Below are 11,288 nucleotides of genomic sequence, written 5' to 3' on the forward strand. Positions count from 1 at the left end.
CCCGGGAGGCTGAAGTTCCCCGGTCACCGTCCGTTCCCGGAAGCGGTCGTCGTCGCACGGCCGAGCTTGTGACGCTCTGTATCACGCTGTCACCGGCGAACTGCCCGTCCGTCCCCCGCGTGGTGGCCTTGCGGGCACGACGGGCGCCGGATCCCGCAAGTCGGCGACCAATCACGGCTCGGGAGCGTGGCTTCGCCACGGGTTGCGCTCGGTGCACACCACCGGCGCAATATCACGCCTTGATGAAACCTGGATGTAACTTACCGTGAGTGCTGGCGATCACATCGTCAGCGGATCTACTCTTTCCGGGCGATGGGCAGCCCGTGTTGCCGAACCGTGTCCAATTGGTGTCATTTAATCGATCCAGCTATCTTCCCCGCAGCCGCTCAGCGGCATATGTTGTCGCCCACAACATATGCGCGACGGTGCGCCGGGCCTCCCCGGATCGCCGTCTCGCTTGGCCCGACGCACACGCTGACGGCCGCTCGTCACCAATGCTTGGATCCGGAAGGAACGAGGATGCGCAGCAGAACCCTTACCCTCCTCGCCGCCACGGTGAGCACCGGCCTGGTGCTGACCGCTTGCGGTGCCAACAGTTCGAACAGCGGGGGCACGGGGAGCAACTCCGCCTCCTCGTCCGCCCCGGCCGCCGCCGGTGGTGGCGCCGGCGGCAAGGTCGGCGTCATCCTGCCGGAGACCGCCAGCTCGGCCCGCTGGGAAGCCTTCGACAAGCCGATGCTGCAGGCCGCCCTCGCGGCGCAGGGCTTCGAGGCCGACGTCCAGAACGCCCAGGGCGACAGCCAGAAGTTCAGCAGCCTGGCCGACGGCTTCATCAGCTCCGGCGTCAAGGCCCTGATCATCGCCCCGTCCGACCCGGCCGTCGGTGCCGCCGTCGAGAACAAGGCGAAGGCCGCGGGCATCCCAGTCATCGACTACGACCGCCCGAGCCTCGGCGGGTCCGCCGAGTACTACGTCTCGTTCGACAACGAGAAGGTCGGCCAGCTGCAGGGCCAGGCCATGGCCGACGCGCTGAAGGACAAGGCCGGCGCGGGTGTCGTCCAGATCGAGGGCGCCCCGACCGACAACAACGCCACCCTGTTCACCAAGGGCCAGGACTCCGTCCTGGAGCCGCTGTTCTCGGCGGGCACGCTGAAGCGGATCCAGAAGCAGCCGATCAACGACTGGGACAACCAGCTCGGCGGCACGACGTTCGAGCAGATCTTCACCGCCAACGGCGGCAAGGTCGACGGCGTCGTCGCGGCGAACGACGGCCTGGCCGGTGCGGTCATCACGATCCTGAAGAAGAACGGCCTCAACGGCAAGATCCCGGTCACCGGCCAGGACGCCACCGCCGACGGCCTCAAGGCGGTCATGCGCGGCGACCAGTACATGACCGTGTTCAAGCCGATCAAGGAAGAGGCCGAGGCGACGGCGAAGCTGGCCGCCGCGCTGGCCAAGGGCGACAAGGCCGCGGCCGACGCGATCGCCACGGGCAAGCTGCACGACCCGAAGAACAACCGCGACATCAAGTCCGTGCTGCTGACCCCGACGACGATCCTGGCGAAGGACATCAAGACCGTCGTGACCCAGGGCTACGTGAAGGCGACCGAGATCTGCGGTGGCGACCTCGCCGCCAAGTGCACCTCGCTCGGTATCTCCTGAGCCCCCGCACCACCCCATGAACAGCCGGGCCGGGACGCGCACCCCGACGGCGCGTCCCGGCCCGGTCCCCACCCAGGAGAAAGCCCATCCATGAGTGAGCCCATTCTCGAGATCAAGGGCCTGAACAAGAGCTTCGGCCCGGTCCACGTCCTCCACGACGTGGACTTCGACGTGCGTGCGGGCGAAGTGACCGCGCTGGTCGGCGACAACGGTGCCGGCAAGTCGACGCTCGTCAAGTGCATCGCCGGCATCCACCCGTACGACTCGGGGGCCGTGCGGTTCAACGGCGAGGACGCCCACATCCGCGGCCCGAAGGACGCGGCCGAACTCGGCATCGAGGTCGTCTACCAGGACCTCGCGCTCGCCGACAACCTCGACATCGTGCAGAACATGTTCCTCGGCCGCGAGCGCGGCAGTTCGTGGAAGCTCGACGAAGCCAGCATGGAGAAGGCCGCCCGCGAGACGCTGGCCTCCCTGTCGGTCCGGACCGTCAAGTCGGTCCGCACGCCGGTCTCCTCGCTGTCCGGTGGCCAGCGGCAGACCGTCGCCATCGCGAAGTCGGTGCTGTGGAACAGCAAGGTCGTCGTGCTGGACGAACCGACCGCCGCGCTGGGTGTCGCCCAGACCCGGCAGGTGCTCGACCTGGTCCGCCGGCTCGCCGAGCAGGGCCTCGGGGTCGTGCTGATCAGCCACAACATGGCCGACGTGTTCGAGGTCGCCGACCGCATCGCGGTGCTCTACCTCGGCCGGCTCGTCGCCGAGGTGCACACGAAGGACGTCACCCACGGCCAGGTCGTGGAGCTGATCACCGCGGGTCGCTCCGGTGACCTCGGCCTGGCCCGGCCCGAAGCCGTGGTCCTGTGAGCGGGAAGAAAGAACCGGAAATGACTGAAACCCCTGCCAAGCACGAGGTCGGCACCCCCGCCGACGCGCTCGCGCAGACCCAGGCCCCCACCGGGGCGATCTCCGACTTCGGCATCGACACGACATCGATGTCACCCGGCGAAGCGGTCCGTGACTACTTCGCCCGCCTGCGGGCCGGTGAACTCGGCGCGCTGCCGTCGCTGTTCGGCCTGCTCGTGCTGGTCATCCTGTTCAGCGCGCTGTCGGACAACTTCTTCACGCTGGCCAACATCGCCAACGTGTTCCCGCAGGGTGCCGGCGTCATCATCATCGCGATGGGCATCGTCTTCGTGCTGCTGCTCGGCGAGATCGACCTCGCCGCCGGTGTGGCCTCCGGTGTCGCCGCGTCCGTGATGGCCCTGCACTACGTCAACGCGGGGAACCTGCTGGGCTCCCTGGGCACCGGCGTGTTCATCACGTTCATCGGGGTGCTGGCCGTGGCCCTGCTGCTGTCGGCCTACCAGCGGATCTGGGCCGGCGCCGCGCTTTCGCTGATCGGCTTGCTGATCGTCGCGATCGGCGTGCCCGCCAACGCCTGGCTCGAGATCCTGCTGGCCATCTGCGTCGGCACCGCCATCGGCTGCATCACCGGCTTCCTCGTGTCGAAGATCGGCATGCCGTCCTTCGTCGTGACGCTGGCGCTGTTCATCGTGTGGCAGGGCGTCCTGCTGCAGTTCATCGGTGAGGGCGGCACGATCGGCATCAGCAACTCCGACGTCCTGTACAAGATCGCCAACGGCAACCTGAACATCCTGGGCAGCTGGCTCTTCTTCCTCATCGCCGCCGGCGGGTTCGCCGTCATCACGCTGGTCAGCCACTTCAAGCGCCTGCAGCGCGGCCTGGTCGTCCAGCCGACGGCGCTGGTGATGCTCAAGGTCGGCGCGCTCGTCGTGCTGTCGGCGCTGGGCACCTGGCTGCTGACGATCAACCGCTCGCCGAACAAGGCGGTCGTCACGATCGAAGGCGTCCCGTACGTCATCCCGATCATGCTGGTCCTGCTGGTCGCCGGCACCTACGTGCTCAACCGGACCAAGTACGGCCGGTACGTCTACGCGGTCGGCGGCAACAAGGAAGCCGCCCGCCGTGCCGGTATCGACGTGCCGAAGATCCGGGCGAGCGTGTTCGTCATCGGCTCGGCGGTCGCGGCCATCGGCGGCATCGTCGCCGCGTCGAAGGTCGGTTCGGTCAGCCCGCAGTCCGGTGGCCTCAACACCCTGCTGTTCTCGGTGGGTGCCGCGGTCATCGGCGGCACGTCGCTGTTCGGCGGCAAGGGCCGCGTGTCCGACGCCGTGGTCGGCGGGCTCGTGATCGCCGTCGTCATCAACGGCCTCGGCCTGCTCAAGCAGCCGGCCGCGGTGGTCAACATCATCACCGGTCTGGTCCTGCTCCTCGCCGCCACGGTCGACGCGCTCTCCCGGCGCCGCGCGGCTGCGTCGGCGCGCTGAACCACCATGGAATGATAAAGCCCGTGACCAGCACGCCCGTTGCACGACCGGACGAGGTGCGCCGGCACAACCGCACTACCCTGCTCCGCCTGCTGCACGTCAGCGGGCCGAGCACCCGGGCGACCCTGGCCGCCGAGCTGGGGCTCAACCGGAGCACGATCAAGACCCTCGTCGACGGGCTCGCCGAAGCCGGCGTCGTCGAGGAGAAGGTGCCGAGGCCGGGACGAGGGGCGGGCCGCCCCTCGCTCCTGGTCCTGCCCCAGCCCCACGCGGCGGTCGTGCTCGCGGTCGACCTGCAGGTCGAGCACGTCGCGATCGCGCTGGTCGGGCTGGGCGGGCAGATCCTCGGCCGCAACAGCTGGAACCTGCGCGGCCGGATGAACCAGCCCGAAGAGGTCATCACCCACATCATCGAGTCGACGGCGATCCTGGCCGGCGACCTCGACGTGACCCCGGTGGCGGCCGGGGTGTCGGTGCCCGGCGTCGTCCGGCGCGCGGACGGGCACGTGCACGAGGCCCCGAACCTGCGCTGGACCGACGTGGCGCTGGGCGAGCGGCTCGGCGGCGTGCTGCAGATCCCGATGCTGATCGGCAACGACGCCGAGTTCGGCGCGGTCGCCGAGCACCTGCGCGGAGCGGCCCGCGGGGCGTCCGACGTGGTGTACATCTCGGCGGACGTCGGCGTCGGCGGCGGCGTGATCGCCGAGGGTTCGGCGCTGCGCGGCGGCTCGGGCTACGTCGGCGAGATCGGGCACATGGTGATCCGGCCGGACGGGCGGCCCTGCTACTGCGGCAGCAGCGGCTGCTGGGAGACCGAGGTCGGCGAGGCGGCGCTGTGCCGGGCGCTCGGGCTGCCGGAGGACACCCCGCGCGGGGCGATCCTGTTCGAGCTGCGCGAACTGGGCCGTGAGCCGGAGGAGTCGCTGACGCGGCTCGAGGAGTTCGCCGAATGGCTGACCCTGGGGCTGATCAACGTCGTCAACCTGCTCGGGCCGCAGCTGGTGGTCCTCGGCGACCTGCTGACGGTGCTGCCGGAGGCGGTGCTGCGGCACGTCGGGGCGGAGGTGCGCCGGCGCAGCCTGGTGAGCCGGGCGGTCGGCGGCACCCGGATCGTCAGCTCCGCGCTGGGGGCCGACGGGAAGCTGCTCGGCGCCGCGGAAGTGGCGTTCGAAGTCGTGCTGGATTCTGTCTGATTTCTTGTCCGGTTCCGTGTCCGGAATCACTGCTGTTCGCCGCCGAACCGTGATTTCGGTCACGCATTCTGCAAGATGCAGAAAGGCGGCCGGTGCCTGTGCGCACCGGCCGCCTTTCGCTCGTGTGTGGTTACCGCTGGATGTCGGCGGACAGTTCCTTGAGCTTGGCCTCGTGCTCGCGGGCGTGGTGCCCGCAGAAGAGCAGTTCGCCGCCTCCGGAGAGGACAGCGCGTACCTGAGCTGCTGCTCCGCACCGGTCACAGCGGTCGGCGGCGGTCAGTTCGGGGCGGGTGAGCGTCGGCGTTGTCATGGGGGTCTCCCTCCGTCCCGGCACCGGTTGCCCGGTGCCATCGATCCAGCTACGCCCACTTCGGGAGTGATGCCGCCGGCGGCGATCGCCTTCGGCTCCGCGGTGTTCGTGCTTCCACTCTTCCAGACGTTTCGCGGCTCGCAAGTGTTCCCGCGCCGGTGGGACCTGAGTCACGTCGATTTACCCCGGATGCCGTAGCGGCATCCGGCATTCCAGGAGACGATTACCCGGAGAGTTACGTTTTCCGTGGTCAGGCACCATGGAGCGGTGAGTACGGTGACTTCCCCACGACGGCTTTCCCCGGTCCCGGCCCCGCTCTTGTTCGTTCTCAGCGGAATTTCGATGTACGCCGGAGCGGCGGTGGCGGTCGACCTTTTCGGCCACGCATCCCCCGCGGGGGTGGCCTGGCTCCGCTGCCTGGGCGCGGCGGTGGTCCTGCTGGCCTGGCGCCGCCCGGGCCGCGCGGCGTGGCGGGGCAGGCGCCTGCTCCTGGCGGCGGTGTTCGGCGTGGTGACGGCGGGCATGAACGTGCTGTTCTACGAGGCGATCGCCCGGCTGCCCCTGGGCACGGCGGTGGCGGTGGAGTTCGCCGGCCCGGTGGTGGTGGCGGCCCTGGGTTCGCGCACGGTCCGCGACGTGCTGGCGCTGGTCCTGGTGGCGGCCGGGGTGGTGGCGATCGCGGACGTCCGCCTCGAGGGCAGCTTCTGGGGCGTGGTGTTCGCCTTGGGCGCAGCGGCGGCCTGGGCGGGCTACATCCTCCTGGGCAAGAAGGTGGCCACGGACGGCGACGGGATCGACAGCCTGGCGATCGGCTTCGCGGCGGGGACGGTGGTGCTGTCGCCGCTGGCGCTGGGCACCGGCCCGATGTGGTCTTCGCCTCGGTTGCTGCTGCTGGGGGCCGGGGTCGGGGTGCTGTCGACGGTGGTGCCGTACGCGCTGGACCAGGTGGTGCTGCGGCGGGTCGGGCAGGCGCGGTTCGCGACCCTGCTGGCGTTGCTGCCGGTGACCGCGGGGGTCATGGGGTTCGTGCTGCTGGGGCAGGTTCCGGGGGTGGTGGAGGCCGTGGGGACGCTGGCTGTCGTGGTCGGGGTGGCGTTGCGGAGGCGGGAGGATGCGGGGGTCGTGGAGCCGCCTGGGTGAGTTCCGTGGGCTCGGGCGCGCCAGCGGGGTGTTGGCCGCCCACGGACGTCCTGGGGCGCTTTCTGCCGCAGGACGGTGCGCTGGCGCCGCTTCAGCGGCTCGGCTCCGGAGCGGGCACGTGAGGCGCCCGTTCGGGTCTCTCGCTGCCTGCCCTCCACCAACGCCAGCACCGGATCGTGATGGCCCCCTCCGCCGCCGCCCGGGATACTTACCCCGGGCGGCACGAGAGCGGGTGGTCATGACCAAGGCGGCATCCGCCGTGGCGAGACTCGCGCGGGGCAAGGTCTGGACGAGGTTCTGAGGGGACCGATGACTTCGGGGATCGACGGCGGGCAGCTCGACCTGTCCGGGGTGCGGTGGCTGCCGGGCGGTGCCCGGCTGGCCGCGGTCGCCCAGGCGGAACTGCCCCAGAAGGACGGCCTGGCCGCGGCGTTCTGCGGGCTCGCCGCGCTGCGGGCCGCCGGGCTCGACGTGCCCGATCAGGATGCCGTCGCGGCGGCCGCGGGCACCGTCCGGGGCCCGGCCGTGCGGCCGGCGGGGGAGCCCGGCCGGCGTGGCTTCCGGCTGCCGCTGCCCGTCGTCGAGGATCCGGCCGCCGCCGGGACCCGGGTCTCCGGGCTGGCCGCGGCCGTCCAGGACCTGTCGCGGGGCGCGCTCGCCGCCGTGCCGGTGACCGGGGAATGGACCACCGGCGCGCTCTTCGACCTGCTCGTCGGGCTCTGGGACGTCCCGCGCGTCGCCGTGCTCGCCCGCGTCGACGGCGCGGAGCTCGGGGCCCACGACACGCCCGGACGGGCGCTGCTCGACTACCTCGACACCGGTGTCCCTCCACTGTGGACGTCACGCTGGCGGCCGCCCGGCGGGCACTTCGTGCTGGCGGCGGGCATCCGCATCGGCGCCGAAGGCACCCTGCTGTCCGTTGTGGACACCTACCCGTCGCTCGGTGACGACGGGCGTCACGACCAGCCGGTCGAATGGGTGACGGCGGCGCTCGCCGGGCTCGGTGTCCTCGTGGTCGTCGACGCGGATCAGGCCGCCGTCGTGCGTGCGGCGGCCCGGGGCGCCGGGCTCACTCCGTCCTTTTGGGACTGACCGGCGGCGCGAAGCGGGAATGGCGGCGGCCGTAGGCGAAGTAGACCACCAGGCCGATCAGCAGCCACGCGACGAACCGGAGCCACGTCAGCACGTTGAGGTTCAGCATCAGGTACAGGCACGCCAGCGCGGCCACCACCGGCACCACCGGGGAGAACGGCACCCGGAACGGCCGGTCGAGGTCGGGACGGCGGCGGCGCAGCACCGGGACCGCCACGGCGACGATGATCATCGCCGACAGCGCGCCGATGCTCACCATGTCGGCCAGCTCCGAAATCGGGATGAACGCGGCCAGCACGGCAATCAGCACCGCGCCGCCGATGGTCATCCGGTGCGGGGTGCCCCAGCGCGGGTGCGCGGTGCCGAGCGCCTTCGGCAGCAGGCCGTCGCGGCCCATGGCGAACCCGATGCGCCCGATCGTCACCAGCTCGACCATCATCACCGACGTCAGCCCGGTCACCGCGCCGAGCGAGATCAGCGCGCCCACCCAGTGCTGGCCGACCCGGTCGAACGCGTCGGCCAGCGGCGCGCCCGTGTCGATGTCGGTGAACGGGATCATGCCGGTCAGCACGATCGACACGCCGATGTAGAGCAGGGCGCACACGCCGAGCGCGCCGAGGATGCCGACGCGCAGGTCCTTGCGCGGGTTCAGCGTCTCCTCGCCGAGGTTGGCGAGCGCCTCGAAACCGGTGTAGGCGAAGAACACCACGGCCGCGGCGGTGATCATGCCGGCGATGCCGTAGACCGACTGCTGCAGGCCGAGCGCGGCCTGCACGAGGGGCTGCTCCAGCGCCGTGGTCCCGGCCGACGGCGGCTGCGCCGGCGGGATGAACGGCGTCAGGTTCGCGCTCTTGACGAAGAACACGCCGACCGCGAGCACCAGCACGCAGACCGCGACCTTGACGCACACCAGCAGGTTCGTCAGCCAGGCCGACTCCTTGATGCCCACCACGGCGACCACGGTCAGCACGGCGATGATCAGCACCGCGCCGACGTTGACCTTCGCGTCCTCGCCGAACCACTCCGGCGACAGCCCGAGCAGGTTCGCCAGGTACCCCGACCAGCCGCGCGACACCACGGCGGCGCCGAGCGCGAACTCCAGCAGCAGGTCCCAGCCGATGATCCAGGCGAACACCTCGCCGAGGGTGGCGAAGGCGTAGGTGTAGGCGCTGCCGGCCGTCGGGACGCTCGAAGCGAGTTCGGCGTAGCACAGTGCCGCGAGCCCGGCGACGACCGCGCCGAGCACGAACGACAGCGTCACGGCGGGCCCCGCGTGGGTCTTCGCCTCGACGCCGGCCAAGGTGAAGATGCCGGTGCCGATGATGATCCCGACGCCGAACCCGATCAGGTCGCGGCCGCGCAGCCGCCGTTTGAGCTCTCCGGAGTCCTGGCGTTCCAGGACCTCGTCCACGTTCAGCGTCCGCCGCTCACCCATGAGGAAAAAGTTAGAAGGTCGCGGGCCCTCGCGCAGATCGGCGGCGGAGTGACGTCGCCCGCGCAGATGGCGGGAACGCCCCGGCACCGGAATGCTGGGTCCCGTGCCCGAAGAGATCCCCGCCCGCAGCGCCCTGCACGAGCTCGCCGACCACCACGGCGTCGCCACCCGGTACGAGAACGCCGACCGGGAGTGGGTCGAGGTGGACGACGACGTCGTCGTCGCCGTCCTCGGCCAGTTCGGGGTGGACGCGACCGGTGCCGACGCGATCGCCGCCGCGCTGGCCGCCGCGCGGGAGGCGCCCGCCGCGCTGCCGCCGACGATCGTCGTGCGGGAGGGCACCGGCCGGGAGCTGGGTGTCGACGCCGAAGTCGTCCTCGAGGACGGCACGCGCCGCCGCGTCGGCACGCAACTGCCCGCGGACCTGCCGCTCGGGTGGCACCGGGTGGTCACCGCCGAGCAGGACGTCGTCCTGGCGGTCGTGCCGGCCAAGCTGCCGCGGGTCCGGCCGGCCTGGGGGTGGATGCTGCAGCTCTACGCCCTGCACTCGGCCGGCTCGTGGGGCATCGGCGACTACGCCGACCTCGCCACCTTCGCCGCCCGGTCGGCCGCGGAGCTGGACGCCGGGGTCCTGCTGGTGAACCCGGTCCAGGCGATCAGCCCCGCCCACCCCGTCGAACGCTCGCCGTACTCGCCCGCGAGCCGCCGGTTCGCCAACCCCGTCTACCTGCGCGTCACCGCCACCGAGACGTTCGAGCGGGCCGACGGGGCCACCCGGGCGGCCGTCGAGTCCCTCGCCCCGGACCGCGACGGCGAGCTGGTCGACTACGACGCCGTCTGGACCGCCAAGCGGGCCGCGCTCGAGCTGCTGTGGCCGCACCGCGTCGAAGAGGTGCCCGAAGACAGCGACCTGCGGGGTTTCGCCCTCTTCTGCGCGCTCGCCGAGCGCCACGGCGGCGACTGGCGGGACTGGCCGGAAGAGCTGCGCGACCCCGCCGGACCGGCCGCCGCGAAGGCGGGCGAAGAGCTGAAGGAACGCGTCGCGTTCCACGCGTGGCTCCAGCACCTCTGCCGGGTCCAGCTGGAAGCGGCGCGAACGGCCGCGCGCGAGGCCGGGATGACCGTCGGGATCGTGCACGACCTGCCGGTCGGCGTGCACCCCGGCGGCGCCGACACCTGGGCCGTGCGTGACGTCTTCGCCGCCGACGTCCGGGTCGGTGCGCCGCCGGACGCGTTCAATCAGCAGGGCCAGGACTGGAACCTGCCGCCGTGGCGGCCGGACAAGCTGGCCGAGGCCGGGTACGCGCCGCTGCGGGACGTCGTCCGGGGCGTCCTGCGGTTCGCCGACGGCATCCGCGTCGACCACATCGCCGGGCTGTGGCGGCTGTGGTGGATCCCACCGGGCGAACCCGCGCACCGCGGCACGTACGTCCACTACGACGCCGAAGCGATGGTCGGCGTGCTCGCGCTCGAAGCCCACCGCGCCGGCGCGGTGGTCGTGGGGGAGGACCTCGGGACGGTCGAGGAGGTCGTCACCGACACCATGCACGAACGGGGGATGCTCAGCTCGGCCGTGCTGTGGTTCGAGCGCGACTGGGACGCGCCCGGCCAGCCGTTCACCCGGCCGGACAGCTGGGACCCGGACGCGATGGCCAGCATCTCCACGCACGACCTGCCGACCGTCTCCGGCTGGCTCAAGAGCGAGCACGTCCGGGTCCGGGCCGAGCTCGGCCTGCTGGACCGCGGCGTCGAGGCGGAGGAAGAGTCGGCCGCGGCCGAACGCCGGGCGCTGTTCGAACTCCTTGCCCGCGAAGGGATCCCGGACGACGACCCGGTGGTCGCGCTGCACACCCTGCTCGCGAAGGCCGCTTCGCGGCTGGTGCTGACCTCGCCGGCCGACGTGGCGGGCCAGGTGCGGCAGCCGAATCTGCCCGGAACCGTCGACCAGTACCCTAACTGGCGGATTCGCCTGCCCGTCAGCGTCGACGGCTTCTTCACCGCGAAGGGGGTCCGCGCCGCGGTCGCACCGCTGGCGGCGGCCCGGCCGCTGCCCCGGTAACGGCCACCTCGCGGAGCACACCCCCGGTGGTACGCGTCCGCGGACGCCA

Annotated in this window: 9 protein-coding genes; 7 read left to right on the top strand and 2 right to left on the bottom strand. The window is 71.5% G+C overall.

From position 1 onward, the window contains the following. Positions 1-519: 519 nt before the first annotated feature. From ACLJPY_RS14765 to ACLJPY_RS14780, 4 genes are all read left to right on the top strand, one after another. The gene (locus ACLJPY_RS14765; RefSeq protein ID WP_410588905.1) at positions 520-1,662 is read left to right on the top strand and encodes a sugar ABC transporter substrate-binding protein; all 1,143 of its coding nucleotides are present in this window, start codon (positions 520-522) and stop codon (positions 1,660-1,662) included. Between the two features lie 90 nt (positions 1,663-1,752). Next, positions 1,753-2,526: an ATP-binding cassette domain-containing protein gene (locus tag ACLJPY_RS14770; protein WP_043783645.1), complete on the top strand. Its 774-nt coding sequence runs from the start codon at positions 1,753-1,755 to the stop codon at positions 2,524-2,526. Positions 2,527-2,546: 20 nt separating this feature from the next. Next, positions 2,547-4,010 (top strand): sugar ABC transporter permease, encoded by a 1,464-nt coding sequence (locus tag ACLJPY_RS14775; RefSeq protein WP_410588906.1) that lies wholly within the window; start codon positions 2,547-2,549, stop codon positions 4,008-4,010. A gap of 11 nt (positions 4,011-4,021) precedes the next feature. Then, on the top strand, positions 4,022-5,203 hold the full coding sequence (locus ACLJPY_RS14780; RefSeq protein ID WP_410588907.1) for an ROK family protein: 1,182 nt from the start codon (positions 4,022-4,024) through the stop codon (positions 5,201-5,203). 130 nt (positions 5,204-5,333) lie between these two features. On the opposite strand, the gene ACLJPY_RS14785 is transcribed toward ACLJPY_RS14780, so the two are convergent. Then, positions 5,334-5,513: a hypothetical protein gene (locus ACLJPY_RS14785; RefSeq protein ID WP_086862682.1), complete on the bottom strand. Its 180-nt coding sequence runs from the start codon at positions 5,511-5,513 to the stop codon at positions 5,334-5,336. A gap of 342 nt (positions 5,514-5,855) precedes the next feature. Between ACLJPY_RS14785 and ACLJPY_RS14790 the strand changes: the two genes are divergently transcribed. Together ACLJPY_RS14790 and ACLJPY_RS14795 are read left to right on the top strand one after the other, a co-directional pair. Next, on the top strand, positions 5,856-6,653 hold the full coding sequence (locus tag ACLJPY_RS14790; RefSeq protein ID WP_410588909.1) for an EamA family transporter: 798 nt from the start codon (positions 5,856-5,858) through the stop codon (positions 6,651-6,653). A 309-nt stretch (positions 6,654-6,962) separates the two neighbouring features. Then, a complete protein-coding gene (locus tag ACLJPY_RS14795; protein ID WP_410588910.1) occupies positions 6,963-7,745 on the top strand; it encodes a DUF6885 family protein in 783 nt (260 codons plus the stop codon). Here the strand turns inward: ACLJPY_RS14795 and ACLJPY_RS14800 are convergent. Beyond that, positions 7,723-9,156, bottom strand: coding sequence for an amino acid permease (locus tag ACLJPY_RS14800; protein WP_410589211.1), 1,434 nt, complete (start codon positions 9,154-9,156; stop codon positions 7,723-7,725). The genes ACLJPY_RS14795 and ACLJPY_RS14800 overlap by 23 nt on opposite strands. A gap of 115 nt (positions 9,157-9,271) precedes the next feature. Between ACLJPY_RS14800 and malQ the strand changes: the two genes are divergently transcribed. Continuing rightward, positions 9,272-11,239, top strand: a complete 1,968-nt coding sequence (gene malQ / locus ACLJPY_RS14805; protein WP_410588911.1) for a 4-alpha-glucanotransferase — start codon at positions 9,272-9,274, stop codon at positions 11,237-11,239. Positions 11,240-11,288: the final 49 nt, after the last annotated feature.

Source organism: Amycolatopsis sp. lyj-23 (assembly GCF_046549135.1).
Lineage (GTDB): Bacteria > Actinomycetota > Actinomycetes > Mycobacteriales > Pseudonocardiaceae > Amycolatopsis.